This window comes from Erwinia wuhanensis, from assembly GCF_030484085.1.
In the GTDB taxonomy this organism is placed as follows: Bacteria; Pseudomonadota; Gammaproteobacteria; order Enterobacterales; family Enterobacteriaceae; genus Erwinia; species Erwinia aeris.
The window spans coordinates 571,028-590,045 of the sequence record NZ_JAUJUH010000002.1 but is presented as its reverse complement, the minus strand read 5'-3'; the positions used below and the strand labels follow the sequence as shown (position 1 = coordinate 590,045).

The 19,018-nt window shown below is 55.4% G+C and carries 16 protein-coding genes; 10 read left to right on the top strand and 6 right to left on the bottom strand.

Annotation, left to right across the window (positions count from 1 at the left end; all coding sequences use genetic code 11):
* Window position 1: 1 nt before the first annotated feature.
* From cyoA to QZH36_RS07250, 3 genes are all read right to left on the bottom strand, one after another.
* A complete protein-coding gene (gene cyoA / locus QZH36_RS07260; protein WP_125288424.1) occupies window positions 2-931 on the bottom strand; it encodes a cytochrome o ubiquinol oxidase subunit II in 930 nt (309 codons plus the stop codon).
* A gap of 783 nt (window positions 932-1,714) precedes the next feature.
* Window positions 1,715-3,190, bottom strand: a complete 1,476-nt coding sequence (gene ampG, locus QZH36_RS07255) for a muropeptide MFS transporter AmpG (RefSeq protein WP_301729887.1) — start codon at window positions 3,188-3,190, stop codon at window positions 1,715-1,717.
* Between the two features lie 44 nt (window positions 3,191-3,234).
* Window positions 3,235-3,813 carry a lipoprotein gene (locus QZH36_RS07250; protein WP_253455055.1) on the bottom strand — a complete coding sequence of 193 codons (579 nt, stop codon included), beginning with the start codon at window positions 3,811-3,813 and terminating at the stop codon, window positions 3,235-3,237.
* Between the two features lie 285 nt (window positions 3,814-4,098).
* Between QZH36_RS07250 and bolA the strand changes: the two genes are divergently transcribed.
* The 4 genes from bolA (at window position 4,099) to clpX (QZH36_RS07230) (ending at window position 8,351) form a co-directional block, all read left to right on the top strand.
* Window positions 4,099-4,413, top strand: coding sequence for a transcriptional regulator BolA (gene bolA, locus QZH36_RS07245; RefSeq protein ID WP_253455054.1), 315 nt, complete (start codon window positions 4,099-4,101; stop codon window positions 4,411-4,413).
* 320 nt (window positions 4,414-4,733) lie between these two features.
* The gene (gene tig, locus QZH36_RS07240; protein ID WP_301729886.1) at window positions 4,734-6,038 is read left to right on the top strand and encodes a trigger factor; all 1,305 of its coding nucleotides are present in this window, start codon (window positions 4,734-4,736) and stop codon (window positions 6,036-6,038) included.
* A 326-nt stretch (window positions 6,039-6,364) separates the two neighbouring features.
* Window positions 6,365-6,988 carry an ATP-dependent Clp endopeptidase proteolytic subunit ClpP gene (gene clpP / locus QZH36_RS07235; protein WP_125288429.1) on the top strand — a complete coding sequence of 208 codons (624 nt, stop codon included), beginning with the start codon at window positions 6,365-6,367 and terminating at the stop codon, window positions 6,986-6,988.
* A gap of 88 nt (window positions 6,989-7,076) precedes the next feature.
* The gene (gene clpX / locus QZH36_RS07230) at window positions 7,077-8,351 is read left to right on the top strand and encodes an ATP-dependent protease ATP-binding subunit ClpX (protein WP_253455051.1); all 1,275 of its coding nucleotides are present in this window, start codon (window positions 7,077-7,079) and stop codon (window positions 8,349-8,351) included.
* A gap of 122 nt (window positions 8,352-8,473) precedes the next feature.
* On the opposite strand, the gene QZH36_RS07225 is transcribed toward clpX (QZH36_RS07230), so the two are convergent.
* Window positions 8,474-9,529: an acyltransferase family protein gene (locus QZH36_RS07225; protein ID WP_253455050.1), complete on the bottom strand. Its 1,056-nt coding sequence runs from the start codon at window positions 9,527-9,529 to the stop codon at window positions 8,474-8,476.
* A gap of 413 nt (window positions 9,530-9,942) precedes the next feature.
* Window positions 9,943-10,527, bottom strand: coding sequence for an ATP-dependent Clp protease proteolytic subunit (locus QZH36_RS07220; protein ID WP_253455049.1), 585 nt, complete (start codon window positions 10,525-10,527; stop codon window positions 9,943-9,945).
* 308 nt (window positions 10,528-10,835) lie between these two features.
* Between QZH36_RS07220 and clpX (QZH36_RS07215) the strand changes: the two genes are divergently transcribed.
* The 6 genes from clpX (QZH36_RS07215) to QZH36_RS07190 all read left to right on the top strand — a co-directional run bounded on the left by clpX (QZH36_RS07215) (window position 10,836) and on the right by QZH36_RS07190 (window position 18,191).
* Entirely contained in the window at window positions 10,836-12,113 is a 1,278-nt protein-coding gene (gene clpX / locus QZH36_RS07215; protein WP_253455047.1) for an ATP-dependent protease ATP-binding subunit ClpX, read from the top strand.
* Window positions 12,114-12,300: 187 nt separating this feature from the next.
* Window positions 12,301-14,655: an endopeptidase La gene (gene lon / locus QZH36_RS07210; protein WP_125288434.1), complete on the top strand. Its 2,355-nt coding sequence runs from the start codon at window positions 12,301-12,303 to the stop codon at window positions 14,653-14,655.
* Between the two features lie 211 nt (window positions 14,656-14,866).
* Window positions 14,867-15,139, top strand: a complete 273-nt coding sequence (gene hupB, locus QZH36_RS07205; protein WP_125288435.1) for a nucleoid-associated protein HU-beta — start codon at window positions 14,867-14,869, stop codon at window positions 15,137-15,139.
* A gap of 200 nt (window positions 15,140-15,339) precedes the next feature.
* On the top strand, window positions 15,340-17,211 hold the full coding sequence (gene ppiD, locus QZH36_RS07200) for a peptidylprolyl isomerase (protein ID WP_301252338.1): 1,872 nt from the start codon (window positions 15,340-15,342) through the stop codon (window positions 17,209-17,211).
* A 139-nt stretch (window positions 17,212-17,350) separates the two neighbouring features.
* A complete protein-coding gene (locus QZH36_RS07195) occupies window positions 17,351-17,686 on the top strand; it encodes a ComEA family DNA-binding protein (protein WP_253455045.1) in 336 nt (111 codons plus the stop codon).
* Between the two features lie 103 nt (window positions 17,687-17,789).
* Entirely contained in the window at window positions 17,790-18,191 is a 402-nt protein-coding gene (locus QZH36_RS07190; RefSeq protein WP_125288629.1) for an acyl-CoA thioesterase, read from the top strand.
* Here QZH36_RS07190 and queC read toward each other — a convergent pair.
* Window positions 18,183-18,878, bottom strand: a complete 696-nt coding sequence (gene queC / locus QZH36_RS07185; RefSeq protein WP_301729885.1) for a 7-cyano-7-deazaguanine synthase QueC — start codon at window positions 18,876-18,878, stop codon at window positions 18,183-18,185. The genes QZH36_RS07190 and queC overlap by 9 nt on opposite strands.
* Window positions 18,879-19,018 lie beyond the last annotated feature (140 nt).

Genomic DNA, 19,018 nt, shown 5'->3' with positions numbered 1-19,018 from the left:
ATTATTCCTCGGCTCCCGCGTGAGAGGCGTCGTTCATGTCCATGCCTTCATGCTCAGAGGACATAGCCATATTCCCGTGGTTCATCTTGAATTTGCCAATAACCTGCTTGAACAAATCAGGATTCGCCGTAGAGAAGAACTCCACCGGATGGTTTTCGCTTGGCGCAGCCAGTTTCTCGAAATCATCCATGGTCATCAGCTGGTTAGAAGACTCTTTCGCTTTCGCTACCCACTGATCGAATGCTGCATTATCAGGTGTGGCGATAGCTTTGAACTTCATGCCGGAGAAGCCGCGACCGCTGAAGTTAGAGGAGATACCGTCAAACGTGCCGGCCTCATTCGCGATCAGGTTCAGCTGAGTCTGCATACCCGCCATAGCGTAAATCTGGCTACCGAGGGTAGGAATGAAGAAGGAGTTCATCACGGAGTTCGAAGTGATCTTAAAGGTCACTGGCGTGTTGGCCGGGAAAGCAATCTGGTTAACGGTTGCAATACCCTGTTCAGGGTAGATAAACAGCCATTTCCAGTCCAGCGCCACCACATCAATCTCAATGGGTTTCACATTGGAAGCCAACGGTTTGCTTGGTTCCAGCGCGTGGGTTGATTTCCACGTCAGGACGCCAAGGAAGAGAATGATAAGGATGGGCACAGTCCATACCACGGCTTCCACTTTATTCGAGTGTGACCAGTTTGGACTGTATTTTGCTTCGGTATTCGATGCCCGATATTTCCAGGCGAACACCACGGCCATCAGGACTGCGGGAATAACGACGATCATCATCAAGCCGAAGGCTGTCAGTATCAGCGAACGTTGCTCCATTGCAACCTGTCCTTTGGGACTCAACAATGCACTATCACAGCCACTTAACAATACAGTGCCTGCGATTAATGACAGAATCCCCAAACTTTTATTGTATTTCCTGAGTCTCATTTAACGACCTCAATGACAAGGGCTCTATTGTCGTTTAAGTGTGGCGGCATTTTACGGGAACGTTTCAGTACTGTAAACCAGCAACAGCTTGTGTCAGCGAGGTGTTGACACCTTTTGCAAACACTGTCACACATGTTTCGGAGGGTGACAAAATATGAATAATAGCAGGGCTTTGGGGGTGATATAACAAAAACAGATGGAAAATCCCCTTCAGAAATCAGGGTCGCTATAAACAGCGAAATTGGTACTCAATTATTTAACATAGCCGTAGCATTTGATCTATGTCAAATAAACAAAAATAGTTTCGCAGCGGTTGTGTTTTCTCGTTTTATTGTAAATGTAAAGACGAGAATCTTTAGGAAATAACGGACGAGGCAAAATAAGCGCAGCGGTGGAATTGTTAAAAAATGATTAAATTACCTACACCACTGACGCTATTTACAGCGAAAAAAAAGGGCGTTTGTTACGTTGCTGTTAGCTTATTTTCTGCTATGGGCAATAAATAATAGCCGTTAAGGGTGCACAGAACAGCGCTGCTAATGTATTCCGGCTTCTTCAATGCTAACCCGATGTAATCAGACGGCACTGAGTTTGCCTTAAATCCGGGGTGGTCTGCATCCGCTTTCTCGGGTGAACGAGCTTGTTACGTGAGGTTTATCACACTATTCACTCTGGTTATCAATTGTTGTTGACAATGGCAAACGCACATCAATGAGTGAAGCCCGGCCCGGCCAGACGGGTGACAACGGGAACCGCCGTCCGATTGCCGGACGGCAAATGACCTTAGTCCTGCGCGCTGCGCTGCGCCAGATAATCGAGCAGCGAACCCAGCATCACGCCCGCCAACCCCAGCAGCGCCGCGCCGCCAAACAGCGTTGCGAGTAAATGGTCGATATGCGCCACGCCCAGGGCATCCAGTGCCAGCAGCGCCAGCGCAATCCCCGCCAGCGCGCAGCCCAACAGCAGCAGACGGATAGCCCAGCGGTAGGCATGTGGCCAACGATCGCGGGGAGCGAAGTCGCGCGTTTTCTCTGCCCTGTCCAGCGTGCGCTTACAGCCCGCCAGCAACACCAGCCCCGGCAGCGCCGCCGCGACGGAAAAGGCGTAAAACGCGGGCCAGCCCCAGCCTGCCACAAACCAGCCCGCGACCGGCCCGACATAGACGCGACCGACGGCGGACAGGGCAGAAAGCAGCGCGAACTGCGTGGCGGAAAACGACTTGTTGCACAGCGTCATCAGCAGCGCCACAAAGGCCGCCGTGCCCATACCGCCGCACAGATTCTCTGCAAAGACGGCCGCCGCCATGCTGTAAAGGTGTTTGTCGGTCACCGACAGCAGCCAGTAAGCCAGGTTTGACAGCGCCTGTAGGATGCCAAACAGCATCAGCGCGCGATAAAGGCTCAGCCGCTGCATCAGTACGCCGCCGAACAGCGCGCCGATAATCGTGGCGAACAGACCAAGCGTTTTGTTCACCAGCCCCACGTCGCCTGCGTCAAAGCCCACGCCGCGAATAAGGAAGATAGTGGTCAGGCTGGCGGCAAAGGCGTCGCCAAGCTTATAAAGGACAATCAGCGACAGGATCAGCCAGGCGTTATTACGGGTGAAAAAATCGCGCAGCGGCGCAATCACCGCTTCTTCCAGCGAGCGCGGCTGAACAATTACCTCATCCGGTTCCTTCGCCAGCAGCGTGGCGATCACGCCCGGCACCATCATCGCGGCCATCAGCCACCAGATGGCCTGCCAGCCCAGATAACGGTCGGCCAGCCAGAGCGCCAGCCCGCCGGAAACCAGCATCGCCAGCCGGTAGCCGAACACGCTGATTGCCGCGCCGCTGCCGCGCTCTTCGGCAGGCAGGATATCCGTTTTCCAGGCGTCAAAAACAATATCCTGCGAGGCGGAACAGAAGGCGACCAGCACCGCCAGCGAGGCGAGCAGCGTCAGATCGCGTGACGGCTGCATAAAGCCCATCAGCGCAATAGCGACGATCAGCAGCAGCTGGGTCACCAACAGCCAGCCGCGCCGACGTCCTAAAAACGGTGGCGTATAGCGGTCCATCAGCGGCGACCAGAGAAACTTAAAGACGTACGCCTGCCCAACCAGCGAAAAAAAGCCGATGGTTTTAATATCGACATTTTCTACGGCCATCCAGGCCTGTAACGTGCCGGACGTCAGCGCCAGCGGCAAACCGGAAGAGAAACCGAGCAGGAGCAGAAGGGCGGCGTTACGACGAGTGAAAATTTGCAGATAGTGACTGGGCATACAAACCTTAAACAGTGCCCGCCAGCGCGGCGGGCAAGGCTATATTAACGGGCGTTTTGCTTGATAAACTCGTGAATACTGGTGTCCTGCGCCATATCGTCGATGACGTCGCCCAGCGTCGCGTTGACCGCGTTGGTGATCTTATCGTTGGTGGCGTTAAACGCGCCTTCGACGCTGTAGGTCTGACGGTAGTTTTTCACCTGCTTGTTGCCGTTTTTTGCGGTAGCAATAATAGAGATATCGGCCTTGGTGGTAATGCTGTAGCGCACGTTGCCCTGGGTAACGTCTGAATAAAGGTTGTTCACCACGATCTGCAAATCAACCGCGCCGTTCGGGCCGATCATATAGCCGCGCGCGCCCATCTGTTTCTCCAGCACTTCCTGAAGCAGGAAACGCAGATCGCGGGACGGCGTCAGCGTGACCAGCTGGCCGTCGCGGTTCACTTTGGCGAGCGCTTTATCACTGCGCTGATCGGCACCGTTAATGCTGACGGTGACGCCCATCAGGCTGGGATCCTGCTGCGGCAATTTGATGACTGGCGAAACGTTCAGCGTGGTGCTGTTGGTGGCGCAGCCGGCCAGCATAAATACCGCCAGCAGAGGGAAGAATAATTTTTTTAGCATGCTTATGTTCTCGATTTTATGGGGTGTAGTCCGGACAAAACCGAGGTCATCATAACATTGCCTGTAGCAAGAGGAAGCCCCGGCGACGCGCAAATTCATTACCTTATCTTTTCACCCGGGCGGTCGGACGCGCTTTCTGCGCGCGGACAGTTGCAGCCGCCAGCGGGAAAATGCACAGTAGCGCGCCTGAACGGCGGATATTTTTCCGTAAACGGATCGGCAGGCGGCGAAATCCGGCTAATATTGAATAAGATGGGGCGCATCAGGTCGTAGAGGAGTGTGGTTATGATCCGCGAACAAATAGAAGAAAAGTTGAGAACGGCATTTACACCCGTGCACCTGGAGGTTCATGACGAAAGCTATCGTCACAATGTGCCTGCAGGGGCGGAAAGCCACTTCAAGATAGTTATCGTCAGCGACAGCTTTCTTAACCAGCGCTTTCTGATGCGGCATCGCGCCATTTATGGCGTGCTGGCCGACGAGCTGGCGGGAAGCGTCCACGCGCTGGCGCTGCATACCTATACCGAAAAAGAGTGGGTAGGGTTACAGGACACGGTTCCGGCTTCGCCCAACTGTCGTGGTGCCGGTACGCTGGCCTGAGGCAATCTCTGAAAATCTGAAGCGGCCTGCGGGCCGCTTTGTTGTTTCTGGTCGAAAAAACCGCGTTAACCCTTTCTTTTACTCCTTTCAGATGCAAAAAGCGTGAACCTTAACAAAATGGCGGCGCGTTGCAGCCTCGACTCGCTTTGCCGTTGCCGCTATAATGCTGCGTCTGTTTTTCCGAATGTCTTCGGGACGCTTCTGACAACAGGGAATGCGGTTCTGACATCAGAGGCCGTCCCGGTTCTTAGTCTTACTTTGCCCTGACGGGTAGAGCGAGTCTGAAGTTGACCGAGCACGTGATTTTTTGAGGTAATAAGATGCAAGTTTCAGTAGAAACAACTCAGGGCCTGGGCCGTCGCGTTACGATTACCGTTGCTAAAGATGTGATCGAAAACGCGGTGAAAAATGAGCTGGTCAGCGTAGCGAAAAAAGTGCGTATCGACGGTTTCCGTAAAGGGAAAGTGCCGATGACCGTGGTTGCACAGCGTTACGGCGCGTCTGTTCGTCAGGACGTGCTGGGCGATCTGATGCAGCGCAACTTTGTTGATGCGATCATCAAAGAGAAAATCAATCCGGCTGGCGCGCCAAACTACGTGCCGGGCGAATACAAAACCGGCGAAGACTTCACTTTCTCCGTAGAGTTCGAAGTCTATCCGGAAGTCGAGCTGAAAGGCCTGGAAGCAATCGAAGTTGAAAAACCGGTTGTTTCCGTGACCGACGAAGACGTCGATGCCATGCTGGACACCCTGCGCAAGCAGCAGGCGACCTGGAAGGAAACCGATCGCGCAGCGGAAGCTGAAGATCGCGTGACCATCGACTTCTCCGGCTCTGTAGACGGCGAAGAGTTCGAAGGCGGCAAAGCGTCCGACTTCGTACTGGCGATGGGCCAGGGCCGTATGATCCCAGGCTTTGAAGACGGTGTGGTTGGCCACAAAGCGGGCGAAACCTTCACTATCGACGTGAACTTCCCGGAAGACTACCACGCTGAAAACCTGAAAGGGAAAGCGGCGAAGTTCGAGATCGTGCTGAAGAAAGTTGAAGAGCGCGAGCTGCCGGAATTCACCGAAGAGTTCATCAAGCGTTTCGGCGTGGAAGATGGCTCCGTAGCGGGTCTGCGTACCGAAGTGCGTAAAAACATGGAGCGCGAGCTGAAAGGCGCCGTGCGTAACCGTGTGAAGACTCAGGCTATCGACGGCCTGGTCAGCGCTAACGAAATCGAGGTGCCGGCTGCCCTGATCGACAGCGAAATCGACGTGCTGAAGCGTCAGGCTGCACAGCGCTTCGGCGGTAACGAGAAGCAGGCTCTTGAGCTGCCTCGCGAACTGTTCGAAGAGCAGGCTAAGCGCCGCGTGGTGGTTGGCCTGCTGCTGGGCGAAGTTATCCGCAGCCACGAGCTGAAAGCGGATGAAGATCGCGTGAAGACCCTGATCGAAGAGATGGCGTCTGCCTACGAAGATCCGGCTGAAGTGATCGAGTTCTACAGCAAAAATAACGAGCTGATGAACAACATGCGCAACGTCGCGCTGGAAGAACAGGCGGTGGAAGCCGTGCTGGAAAAAGCCAAAGTGACCGAAAAAGCGACAAACTTCCAGGAACTGATGAACCAGACCCAAACGGCCTGATCGTCTGATTTTTCAGGATAAATTAAAGCCCGCGGTCATCATGACCGCGGGCTTTTTTCTTTTATCCGCCGGATGGCGTGACATTATGGGCCTTATTCGCTCATTAAAGCGGCAAATTATCGACTATGCTACTTTTCCTGGTTAGCAGCCGCCTGAAAACGTTGTTATGCTTGAATTAGCGGGGGTGTATCCCCAGATAGTAAAGTTACGGTAAGGCTTTAGGATCGCCGATAGCTTTCGGGTGAATAAAGTTGGGGACATAGTGTTCCGGAACGCTCTCAAGTAGAATTGGTAGTGTGGCCAAATGAAAAATCCAGGAGACGGTAATGTCATACAGTGGCGAACGTGAACAAACAGCACCTCATATGGCTTTAGTGCCAATGGTGGTTGAACAAACTTCTCGCGGAGAGCGTTCTTACGACATCTTTTCCCGCCTGCTGAAGGAGCGCATTATCTTCCTGACCGGCCAGGTCGAGGATCATATGGCGAACCTGATCGTCGCGCAGATGCTGTTTCTGGAAGCAGAAAACCCGGAAAAAGATATCCACCTTTATATTAACTCTCCTGGTGGCGTAATTACCGCGGGCATGTCTATTTACGACACCATGCAATTTATCAAACCTGACGTCAGCACCATCTGTATGGGCCAGGCCTGTTCAATGGGTTCTTTCCTGTTGACCGCCGGCGCGAAAGGCAAACGCTACTGCCTGCCGCATTCCCGCGTGATGATCCACCAGCCGCTGGGCGGCTTCCAGGGTCAGGCGTCGGATATCGATATTCACGCGCGTGAAATTATCAAAACCAAGCAGATGATGAATGAGCTGATGGCCAAACATACCGGTCAGAGCGTCGAAACCATCGAGCGCGACACCCAGCGCGATCGTTTCCTTTCTGCCAGCGAGTCGGTGGAGTACGGTCTGGTCGACGCCATTTTGAACCAGCGCGGTTAAGCGGCGCTGGTTGGTAAAAGAGATTGCTGCCGTCATAAAGGCAGACTGACGGCCCGGGCCGTCAGCGTTAAACAAGAGGGGCAAGTTAATGACAGATAAGCGCAAAGACGGTTCAGGGAAGCTGCTGTACTGCTCTTTTTGCGGCAAGAGCCAGCATGAAGTCCGCAAGCTGATTGCCGGCCCGTCAGTGTATGTCTGCGACGAATGCGTCGATTTATGTAACGACATCATTCGCGAAGAGATCAAAGAAGTCGCGCCCCACCGCGAGCGCAGTTCGCTGCCGACGCCGCACGAAATCCGCGAGCATCTGGACGACTACGTTATCGGCCAGGAGCGGGCGAAGAAGGTGCTGGCGGTGGCGGTCTACAACCACTACAAGCGCCTGCGCAACGGCGACACCAGCAACGGCATCGAGCTGGGCAAAAGCAACATCCTGCTGATTGGCCCGACCGGCAGCGGCAAGACGCTGCTGGCGGAAACGCTGGCGCGCCTGCTGGACGTGCCGTTTACCATGGCCGACGCCACCACGCTGACCGAAGCGGGCTACGTGGGCGAGGACGTGGAAAACATCATCCAGAAGCTGCTGCAGAAGTGCGACTACGACGTGCAGAAAGCGCAGCGCGGCATCGTTTACATCGATGAAATCGACAAGATTTCCCGCAAGTCGGACAACCCATCCATCACGCGCGACGTGTCGGGCGAGGGCGTGCAGCAGGCGCTGCTGAAGCTGATTGAGGGCACGGTCGCCGCGGTGCCGCCGCAGGGCGGGCGCAAGCATCCGCAGCAGGAGTTTCTGCAGGTGGACACCTCGAAAATCCTGTTTATCTGCGGCGGCGCGTTTGCCGGGCTGGACAAGGTTATCTCGCAGCGCGTGGATACCGGCTCGGGCATCGGCTTTGGCGCGACGGTAAAAGGCAAGGCGGAGAAGGCGACGGAAGGCGAGCTGCTGGCGCAGGTGGAGCCGGAGGACCTGATTAAGTTCGGTCTGATCCCGGAGTTTATCGGTCGTCTGCCGGTGGTGGCGACGCTGACCGAGCTGAGCGAGGAAGCGCTGATCCAGATCCTGTGCGAGCCGAAGAACGCGCTGACCAAGCAGTATCAGGCGCTGTTCAGCCTGGAAGGGGTGGAGCTGGAGTTCCGGGAAGAGGCGCTGAAGGCGATAGCGGGCAAGGCGATGTCGCGCAAAACCGGGGCGCGCGGGCTGCGCTCAATCGTGGAGGGCGCGCTGCTGGACACGATGTACGACCTGCCGTCGATGGACGACGTGGAAAAAGTGGTGATCGACGAGTCGGTTATCGCGGGCGAATCGGATCCGATGCTGATTTACGGCAAGGGCGAGGCGCAGCAGGCGTCCGGCGAATAGTTCTCTGTACGACCTGCCCCCCTGAAAAAGAGAGCCTTCCGGCTCTCTTTTTTTATCGGCCCGATCCTTCAGCCATTGACCGCCTGAAAAGCCAGATGTGGAGCCTGCTGCCTGTCGTGCCCTCAGCCTGCTCTGACGCTACGGCCCCGCAGCATCTTCCACGCGCCGCCTCTTTCAATCAAATGGTAGAGATGTTTTGAAATAAACAGCGACAGCGCGATAAACAGCAGCAGAACCGCCACCTTGATCGGGGAAGAGTCCAGGCCGACACGGGCAAGATTATTAAAGACAATCCACTTCGCGGTATAAAAGTTGGCATGGAAAAGATAGAGCGAATAAGAGTACATGCCGATAGCGTGAAGTTTATCGTAGGCAAAGCCTTTAAAATCCTCCATGTTGGCCATCAGCAGCACAAAGGTCCAGGAAGGCAGGCATGACCCCAGCAGATCGCGGATTTGCAGATTGGTTACGCCCTGTCTGGCCATCAGCCACAGCAGCAGCATAGCGACAGGGATCAGCAAAAATACGGCGGGATTTTTTTTCACGTGGTGGAAACCCAGCTGCCGTCCGCACATGCCGACGATAAACGACAGCAGCGCAAGGTTGCCCGCCACGGATTTGAACGTAACGCCGTGCCAGCCCAGATAGCCGTCATTACCCCAGGTCATGTTGGTCGCAATAAGAATGGCGAGCATCGCTACGGTGGTAAAGGAGAAAACAAAGGCTTTTTTATTCAGCAACGTTTTGCCTACGCAAAGCAGCAGATAAAAATAGAACTCGTAGACCAGCGTCCAGGCCGCCGGATTCGCCATCGATTCCGACCAGTTATAGGGCAACGCCTCTCTGTCCCACTCCGTCCAGGGGATGAGAAAGAGATTATGCAGAAGATAAGTTAATGAGCCGGTCTTGTGGAGCGTATATAAGATAAGGGGAATGGAGAGGATGAGGTAGGCGGGGTAGATCCTTTTTATTCTGTTTTTAATAAAGGCGCCCGCTGACTGATCCTCTCTGAAGGTGTGCATCATAATATAGCCGCTCAGGAAGAAGAACATCGATACGCCAACCTGTCCTGCACTGAAGAAGTGAGCAACGGCGCGGGGTGAGAGATGCTCCAGCACCACGCACAGCGCGGCCAGCCCCCTGACAATCTGCAGATTGTAGATTTCTTTACGGATCATTTTCTTTTCCTTAACCATAAACGGCAAGGAATATACACGGAGTTATGGCTGGTACATATTCCTGGGCGGGAGATTCGGATAATGCTTAGTTTTACTTATGATTTGGCAGTGAGGCAGAATAAAAAAAGCCTCCGGTTAAGGAGGCTTCAGGCTGCTGAAAATTAAAGGGTCTGTACGAAATGGTTTTTTACAGCGAAACATCAGCTTCGTAGCAGCAGAGGCTGAGCGGACAAACGGACCGTTTGGCGCATGGACGCGCCAACCGAGCCTCCACGGACGGATCTACGGCGTGTCCGTATTCCGATCTGCCTCTGGTGTTATTCTCCGGCCCGAACGCGACTTAATGAAAGGGCAGGAGTTTGTCAGCAACCTCAGCCTCCGGTTAAGGAGGCTTCAGAAGGAAGGAAAAGGGATTAACCTTTCAGCTCGTCCCAGTGGGTGATCAGATGGCTGGCGATGCCGTATTCAATCGCCTGCTGTGGACCCATCCAGTAGTTGCTGTCCGTATCCTGTTCCACTTTTTCCAGCGGCTGGCCGGTTGCTTTGCTGATCAGCCGGTTGATACGGTCACGCGCGCGCAGCAGCTCGTTGGCTTCGATTTCGATATCGGAAACCTTGCCGCGCACGCCGCCCAGCGGCTGGTGGATCATAAAGCGGGTATTAGGCAGCGTATAGCGATCTTCTTTCTCCGCCGCCAGGAAAATGGTGATGCCCGCGCTGGCTACCCAGCCGGTGCCGATAACCTGTACCTTCGGCTTCACGAACTTGATCATATCGTGAATGGTATCGCCAGCTTCGACGTGGCCGCCCTGACTGTTGATAAACAGCTTGATCGGCTCATCGCCCATTTCCTGCAGGATCAGCAGCTGGGCGGTAACTTTCTCCGCCAGCGCCTGATCGATTTCGCCAGAAATGATCACAGATCGGGCTTGCAGTAACTTGTTAAGCGCCAGAGAGGATTTCTCTTCCGGGCTCTCTTTCTTTGGCTCCTGAGACATTATTTAGACTCCATAGGAAACGATCTGTATAAGTGACAAGAGTTTAGCATAATCCATTCAACAGCTAAATCAACTGTGGCGGCGCTGAATGATTGCCTGCCAAAACAGCGGCTTATTAGCCGTTCCCGTTACTTTTCATCACCTGGCAACCGCTGCCTTACCGGATACTGATAAAAAATCACGGCGGCTGACAGGCGCAGCGCGTCCCGGTTTTGCTGCCAAAACGCCCCTGAAATGCGCTATATTAGGATCTGGTCCATTAATGAACACAGCCTGTAAGGGCCGCTGATAAGCCATGAGGTTAACTGATGACAGATAAGCGCAAAGACGGTTCAGGGAAGCTGCTGTACTGCTCTTTTTGCGGCAAAAGCCAGCATGAAGTCCGCAAGCTGATTGCCGGCCCGTCAGTCTATATCTGCGACGAATGCGTCGATTTATGTAACGACATTATTCGCGAAGAGATCAAAGAAGTTGCGCCCCATCACCGCGAGCGCAGTTCGCTGCCGACGCCGCACGAAATCCGCGAGCATCTGGACGACTACGTTATCGGCCAGGAGCGGGCGAAGAAGGTGCTGGCGGTGGCGGTCTACAACCACTACAAGCGCCTGCGCAACGGCGACACCAGCAACGGCATCGAGCTGGGCAAAAGCAACATCCTGCTGATTGGCCCGACCGGCAGCGGCAAGACGCTGCTGGCGGAAACGCTGGCGCGCCTGCTGGACGTGCCGTTTACCATGGCCGACGCCACCACGCTGACCGAAGCGGGCTACGTGGGCGAGGACGTGGAAAACATCATCCAGAAGCTGCTGCAGAAGTGCGACTACGACGTGCAGAAAGCGCAGCGCGGCATCGTTTACATCGATGAAATCGACAAGATTTCCCGCAAGTCGGACAACCCGTCCATCACGCGCGACGTGTCGGGCGAGGGCGTGCAGCAGGCGCTGCTGAAGCTGATTGAGGGCACGGTCGCCGCGGTGCCGCCGCAGGGCGGGCGCAAGCATCCGCAGCAGGAGTTTCTGCAGGTGGACACCTCGAAAATCCTGTTTATCTGCGGCGGCGCGTTTGCCGGGCTGGACAAGGTTATCTCGCAGCGCGTGGATACCGGCTCGGGCATCGGCTTTGGCGCGACGGTAAAAGGCAAGGCGGAGAAGGCGACGGAAGGCGAGCTGCTGGCGCAGGTGGAGCCGGAGGACCTGATTAAGTTCGGTCTGATCCCGGAGTTTATCGGTCGTCTGCCGGTGGTGGCGACGCTGACCGAGCTGAGCGAGGAAGCGCTGATCCAGATCCTGTGCGAGCCGAAGAACGCGCTGACCAAGCAGTATCAGGCGCTGTTCAGCCTGGAAGGGGTGGAGCTGGAGTTCCGGGAAGAGGCGCTGAAGGCGATAGCGGGCAAGGCGATGTCGCGCAAAACCGGGGCGCGCGGGCTGCGCTCAATCGTGGAGGGCGCGCTGCTGGACACGATGTACGACCTGCCGTCGATGGACGACGTGGAAAAAGTGGTGATCGACGAGTCGGTTATCGCGGGCGAATCGGATCCGATGCTGATTTACGGCAAGGGCGAGGCGCAGCAGGCATCTGGCGAATAAATAACCACATCTTTCCAACCGGTTAGCGCAAATGGGGGAAATTTTTCCCCCATTTACTTTTCTCTCGCACATAACGTTGAATGTCTTACATTCATCCCCATATACTCAACTACCTGTGGGTAAAACTGCATGCCTGACGATTGCGGTTCCCCTCACCCTGGCGGAAATTAAACTAAGAGAGAGCTCTATGAATCCTGAGCGTTCTGAACGCATTGAAATCCCTGTGTTGCCGTTGCGTGACGTAGTGGTTTATCCGCACATGGTAATTCCGTTGTTTGTAGGCCGTGAAAAATCGATTCGCTGCCTTGAAGCCGCCATGGATCATGACAAAAAGATCATGCTGGTCGCACAGAAAGAGGCTTCAACGGATGAACCTGGCATTAACGATCTCTTCTCTGTAGGGACCGTAGCGTCAATTTTACAGATGCTGAAGCTGCCTGACGGCACGGTAAAAGTGCTGGTCGAAGGGCTGCAGCGCGCGCATATCACTACGCTCGCCGATAACGGTGACCATTTTACGGCTCAGGCGGAATATCTGGTTTCGCCTGAAATTGACGAACGCGAGCAGGAAGTGCTGGTCCGCACGGCGATTAACCAGTTTGAAGGCTATATCAAACTGAACAAGAAAATCCCGCCGGAAGTGCTGACCTCGCTGAACAGCATTGAAGACGCCGCGCGTCTTGCGGATACCGTCGCGGCCCATATGCCGCTGAAGCTGGCCGACAAACAGTCCGTGCTGGAGATGTCCGACGTCAATGAACGTCTGGAATATCTGATGGCGATGATGGAGTCGGAAATCGATCTGCTGCAGGTGGAAAAACGCATTCGTAACCGCGTGAAAAAGCAGATGGAAAAGAGCCAGCGCGAGTACTATCTGAATGAGCAGATGAAGGCGATTCAGAAAGAACTGGGCGAAATGGACGACGCGCCGGACGAAAACGAAGCGCTGAAGCGCAAAATCGACGCGGCGAAAATGCCAAAAGAGGCGCGCGATAAAACCGAAGCCGAGCTGCAGAAGCTGAAGATGATGTCGCCAATGTCTGCGGAAGCAACGGTGGTGCGCGGCTATATCGACTGGATGGTCCAGGTGCCGTGGAACGCGCGCAGCAAGGTGAAGAAAGATCTGGTGAAGGCGCAGGAAACGCTGGATACCGATCACTTTGGCCTGGAGCGCGTGAAAGACCGTATCCTGGAATATTTAGCGGTGCAGAGCCGCGTCAGCAAAATCAAAGGGCCGATCCTGTGCCTGGTGGGACCGCCGGGCGTGGGTAAAACCTCGCTGGGCCAGTCGATCGCTAAGGCGACCGGCCGTAAATATGTCCGTATGGCGCTGGGCGGCGTGCGCGACGAAGCGGAAATCCGTGGGCACCGTCGTACCTATATTGGTTCTATGCCGGGCAAGCTGATCCAGAAAATGGCGAAGGTTGGCGTGAAGAACCCGCTGTTCCTGCTGGATGAGATCGATAAAATGTCCTCGGACATGCGCGGCGACCCGGCATCGGCCCTGCTGGAGGTATTGGATCCCGAGCAGAACATCGCTTTTAACGATCACTATCTGGAAGTCGATTACGACCTTTCCGACGTGATGTTTGTAGCGACGTCTAACTCCATGAACATTCCGGCACCGCTGCTGGACCGTATGGAAGTGATCCGTCTGTCGGGCTATACCGAGGACGAAAAGCTTAATATTGCCAAACAGCACCTGCTGCCGAAGCAGATTGAGCGTAACGCCCTGAAAGCGAGCGAGCTGACCGTAGACGACAGCGCCATCGTGGGTATCATTCGCTATTACACCCGTGAAGCGGGCGTGCGTAGCCTTGAGCGTGAGCTGTCTAAGCTGTGCCGTAAAGCAGTGAAAACGCTGCTGATGGATAAGAGCGTTACCCATATCGAAATCAATGCCGATAACCTGAAGGATTTCCTGGGCGTGCAGCGTTTCGACTATGGCCGCGCCGACAGCGAAAACCGCGTAGGACAGGTTACGGGTTTGGCATGGACGGAAGTGGGCGGCGATCTGCTGACCATCGAAACCGCGTGCGTGCCGGGCAAAGGCAAGCTGACCTATACCGGCTCGCTGGGCGAGGTGATGCAGGAGTCCATCCAGGCGGCACTGACCGTGGTACGCGCGCGTGCAGAGAAGCTGGGCATTAACGGCGACTTCTACGAAAAACGCGACATCCACGTGCACGTGCCGGAAGGCGCCACGCCGAAAGATGGCCCAAGCGCGGGTATCGCTATGTGTACGGCGCTGGTTTCCTGTCTGACCGGTAACCCGGTGCGCGCCGACGTGGCGATGACCGGCGAGATAACGCTTCGCGGCCAGGTTCTGCCTATCGGCGGCCTGAAAGAGAAGCTGCTGGCAGCGCATCGCGGCGGCATCAAAACCGTGCTGATCCCGGATGAAAACAAGCGCGATCTGGAAGAAATTCCGGACAACGTAATTGCCGATCTGGATATCCACCCGGTGAAGCGTATCGAAGAAGTGCTGACCCTGGCCCTGCAAAATGCCCCATACGGCATGCAGGTTGCCACGGCGAAATAGTGATATAAGACAAAAAGACCCTAAATCCAGAGCTGGCAGACGAATTCGTACTTGCCAGCTTTTTTTTGTGCCGTTAATTTAGGGGGCTGTTAAGCCGGTGAAGGTCTGAACAGGCCCTGCTTTTACGACTCGACAAACAACGATAATTGATGCGTGCTCGTAACGGGGGGAAGCCCGTTTGCGAAGTAAATAATAAAGAGGGGATGATTGAGTGAATAAGTCACAGTTGATCGACAACATTGCTGCAAACGCTGATATCTCTAAAGCAGCGGCGGGACGCGTGCTGGATGCTTTTATGGAAGCGGTAACCGACTCTCTTAAAGCGGGCGACGAAGTGGCGCTGGTAGGGTTTGGCACATTTTCCGTGCGTGAGCGCGCAGAGCGTACCGGACGCAACCCGCAAACCGGTAAAGAAATTACTATTCCTGCGGGCAAAGTCCCGGGATTCCGCGCCGGTAAGGCGCTGAAAGACGCGGTTAATTAACGTCAGGCAAGCAATTTCTTCGGTGGAATGAGGACTGTCCTGACGTTCTCATGTACCATACGAGGCACATCACACTATGATGTGCCTTTTTTGTTTCAACGGTCGCAAGAGCCTGATACGCAGCGGCGTGGAGCGCCCCGGGAACGTGGGAAGCAAGCGCAAGGGTTTACATTCATAATACAGCGGAGTGTTGTCACACCATGATGGACAATTTACGCGCGGCGTCGAACCATGTCGTGCTCAAAATTATACTGGGTCTGATCATCCTCTCTTTTGTTCTGACCGGGGTGGGCAACTACCTGATCGGCGGCAATGGAGATTATGCAGCTAAGGTCAATGGCCAGGAAATCAGTCGCGCCCAGTTGGAAAGAGCGTTCAGCAACGAACGTTCACGTCAGCAGGAAATGCTGGGCGAGCAGTTCTCACAGCTGGCCAGCAATCCCGCTTATCTTCAGCAGATCCGCCAGCAGGCGCTTTCTCAGCTGGTAGATGAAGCGCTGCTGGATCAGTATGCGAAAGATCTGCAGCTGGCGGTTAGCGACGATCAGATCAAGCAGGCTATTTTCAACCAGCCGGCCTTCCAGACTAACGGCAAATTCGATAACGCCCGTTATCTGGCGATTATTAACCAGATGAATCTCACTGCCGATCAGTACGCTCAGGCGCTGCGCAAGCAGCTGACCACGCAGCAGCTGATTGCGGCGGTGACCCGCACAGACTTTATGCTGCCGGGCGAAACTGAATCGCTGGCCGCGCTGGTTTCTCAGGAGCGCCTGGTGCGTGAAGCGACTATTAACGTCGCGGCGCTGGCAGCGAAGCAGAACGTCAGCGACGAAGAAGTCAAAAACTACTACGAGCAGAATAAAAACAGCTTTATGGCGCCGGAGCAGTTCCGCGTCAGCTATATCAAGCTGGATGCGGCCTCGTTGCAGAAAGCACCGAGCGAAAGCGATATTCAAAGCTGGTACGACAGCCATCAGCAGGATTATACCCAGCCGCAGCGCAGCCGTTTCAGCGTGATCCAAACCAAAACCGAAGCCGATGCGCAGGCGGTTCTGGACGCGCTGAAAAAAGGTGGCGATTTTGCCGCGCTGGCGAAAGAGAAATCCATCGATCCTATCTCTGCCCGTAAAGGCGGCGATATGGGCTGGCTGGAGCCGGATACCACGCCGGACGAGCTGAAAAGCGCTAACCTGACGCAGAAAGGTCAGCTGTCGGGCGTGATCAAATCCTCCGTCGGCTTTATCGTTGCTCGTCTTGATGACGTTCAGCCGCAGCAGATCAAACCGCTGGCGGCCGTACACGACGACATCGCCGCTAAGGTGAAACACGAAACGGCCGTCGACGCTTATTACAAGCTGCAGCAGAAAGTGAGCGACGCGGCCAGCAACGACAACGAGTCGCTGGCGAGCGCGGAAGAAGCGGCAGGCGTAAAAGCGGTGGAAACGGACTGGTTCAGCCACGACAATCCACCGGCCGAGCTGAATTTCAGAGCGGTAGAGCAGGCGATCTTTAACGGTGGTCTGCTGGGGGATAACGGCGCGCCGGGCAGCAACTCCGATATCATCACGGTTGATGGCGATCGTGCTTTTGTGCTGCGTATCGCTGCCCACAAGCCGGAAGCGGTTAAGCCGCTGGCCGAGGTCAGTGCCGAAATCGTAGCCACGCTGAAAAACCAGAAGGCGCAGGCGGAAGCGAAGGCCCAGGCGGAAAAACTGCTGGCCGATCTGCAGGCGGGCAAGGGTATGGATGCCATGAAGGCGGCTAATCTTAGCTTTAGCGAGCAGAAAACGCTGACGCGCAGCGGTCAGGATGCGGTAACGCAGTCCGCCTTCGCGCTGGCGCAGCCGACCAAAGACAAGCCTGTGTACGGCATCAGCGAGGACGGACAAGGCAACGTCGTGCTGCTGGCGCTGGATCAGGTACGCAGCGGCACGCTGCCGGAAGCGCAGAAGAAAGCGATGGTGCAGGGCATCACGCAGAACAATGCGCAGATCGCCTTCGAAGCGCTGCTGAGCAACCTGCGCAAAGAAGGCAAGATCAAGTACGGCGCAGCCGCGCAGGCGCAATAAGCCTCGCAAAAATCCTGCAAATTATTGCAAACCCAAAGGCCGCTTATGCGGCCTTTTCCATTTCTGTCATCTGCCGTTTGTGGCGCCGGTTGGTTGGGCGTAGCCTGACGTTGCTGTCAAACACATGGAGGAGAACAGCATGAAAACAACCTTACAGGCTTTATGTTTTACCCTGCTGCTGGGCGGCGCTTCGCCGCTGTACGCCGGGCCGGCCATCGATAACGTCAGCGCGCCGCAGGCCAGCGCGCAGCCGAGCGAGGAAAAGAAACCGCCGCAAAGCGAATCGGTCAGTATTAATCACGCCACGGCCGAAGAGCTGAGCGCCGTAATGAACGGCGTAGGGCTAAAAAAGGCGCAGGCTATTATCAGCTATCGCGAGCAATACGGCCCTTTTACGCAGATAGAGCAGCTAAAAGAAGTGCCCGGTATTGGTAATGCGCTGGTAGAGAGGAACCTGACCAAACTGAAACTGTGATCGCTTTCTCGACTTGTCGTTGCGGCCCCACGCATCGTGGCGTACGGGCTGCTACGCTGAAAGAGGTCATACCAGTCGGTATGGCCTTTTTTGGGAGAAGATTATGCAGATTACGATTAAGGTTCGCGGTTATCATTTGGATGTTTACCAACACGTCAACAACGCGCGCTATTTAGAATTTCTGGAAGAGGCGCGCTGGGCCTGGCTGGAAAAGCTGGCCGCCTTTCGCTGGATGAATGATAACCGGCTGGCTTTTATCGTAGTCAATATTAACATTAACTACCGTCGCCCGGCGGTGCTGGGCGACGAGCTGGCGATTGCCAGCCATCTGGTGCAGCTGGGCGGGAAAAGTGGCGTTATCGGCCAGACCATCACGCTGCTGCCGGAGGGGGAAGCAATAGCCGATGCGACGCTGACCTTTGTCTGCATCGATCTGCGCACGCAAAAAGCGCAGCCGATCGTCGGCGAGCTGAAGCAGCGGCTGGAAGAGATGCTGTCAGCGTAGCCCAGTTTTGCGCTGCATCTCCTGCATCACCGTAGCGCTGTTGATCTGGTAATCGCGCAGGCCGTTGGCGCGCAGATGGCAGGCAGCGCATTCGCCGCAGCCGTCGCCCTTGATGCCGTTATAGCAGGTAAGCGTGTCGTTGCGCACCAGCGCCAGCTGCTGCCAGTAGTCCGCCAGCGCCCAGGTTTCGGCTTTGTTCAGCCACATCAGCGGCGTTTCAAAGCGAACCGGACGCGCCATACCCAGCTCCACGGCATGGTTCAGCGCCTTAACAAATTCGTCGCGGCAGTCCGGGTAACCGGAAAAGTCGGTTTCGCAAACGCCGGTAATTACCGCTTCGGCCTCAACCTGGTAAGCATAAATTGAGGCCAGCGTCAGAAACAGGATATTACGTCCCGGCACAAAAGTGCTTGGCAGGCCGCTGGCGTCGGGATCCCAGGCCGGAACGGGGATGCTGTCGCGGGTCAGGCTGCTGACGGCCAGCTCGTTAAGCAGCGTGACGTCCAGCACTTTGTGCGCTCTTGCGCCCAGCGACTGCGCCAGCTCGCGAGCGATATCGATCTCTGCACGATGCCGCTGACCATAGTCAAAGGTCAGGCAGTGCACTTCGTCATACTGCTGCAAAGCCTGGATCAAACAGGTGGTTGAATCCTGTCCGCCGCTGAATACCACTACTGCACGTTTCATACTTTTTACCTCATTAATCTGTTGGGGCGTATGGTACTGCCTGACGTGGCATAAAAACAGGGGCAGGAGCCGCGCATGTTGGTTAGCCAGGCGAAGCCCGGCACGGCGTTGTGTTGCCCGCGCGGAAGCTGACAACATGG

Coding starts and splice junctions, on each gene's coding strand:
- cyoA (WP_125288424.1), bottom strand. CDS start 931: ATGAGACTCAGGAAATACAATAAAAGTTTGGGGATTCTGTCATTAATC.
- ampG (WP_301729887.1), bottom strand. CDS start 3,190: ATGCCCAGTCACTATCTGCAAATTTTCACTCGTCGTAACGCCGCCCTT.
- QZH36_RS07250 (WP_253455055.1), bottom strand. CDS start 3,813: ATGCTAAAAAAATTATTCTTCCCTCTGCTGGCGGTATTTATGCTGGCC.
- bolA (WP_253455054.1), top strand. CDS start 4,099: ATGATCCGCGAACAAATAGAAGAAAAGTTGAGAACGGCATTTACACCC.
- tig (WP_301729886.1), top strand. CDS start 4,734: ATGCAAGTTTCAGTAGAAACAACTCAGGGCCTGGGCCGTCGCGTTACG.
- clpP (WP_125288429.1), top strand. CDS start 6,365: ATGTCATACAGTGGCGAACGTGAACAAACAGCACCTCATATGGCTTTA.
- clpX (WP_253455051.1), top strand. CDS start 7,077: ATGACAGATAAGCGCAAAGACGGTTCAGGGAAGCTGCTGTACTGCTCT.
- QZH36_RS07225 (WP_253455050.1), bottom strand. CDS start 9,529: ATGATCCGTAAAGAAATCTACAATCTGCAGATTGTCAGGGGGCTGGCC.
- QZH36_RS07220 (WP_253455049.1), bottom strand. CDS start 10,527: ATGTCTCAGGAGCCAAAGAAAGAGAGCCCGGAAGAGAAATCCTCTCTG.
- clpX (WP_253455047.1), top strand. CDS start 10,836: ATGACAGATAAGCGCAAAGACGGTTCAGGGAAGCTGCTGTACTGCTCT.
- lon (WP_125288434.1), top strand. CDS start 12,301: ATGAATCCTGAGCGTTCTGAACGCATTGAAATCCCTGTGTTGCCGTTG.
- ppiD (WP_301252338.1), top strand. CDS start 15,340: ATGATGGACAATTTACGCGCGGCGTCGAACCATGTCGTGCTCAAAATT.
- QZH36_RS07195 (WP_253455045.1), top strand. CDS start 17,351: ATGAAAACAACCTTACAGGCTTTATGTTTTACCCTGCTGCTGGGCGGC.
- QZH36_RS07190 (WP_125288629.1), top strand. CDS start 17,790: ATGCAGATTACGATTAAGGTTCGCGGTTATCATTTGGATGTTTACCAA.
- queC (WP_301729885.1), bottom strand. CDS start 18,878: ATGAAACGTGCAGTAGTGGTATTCAGCGGCGGACAGGATTCAACCACC.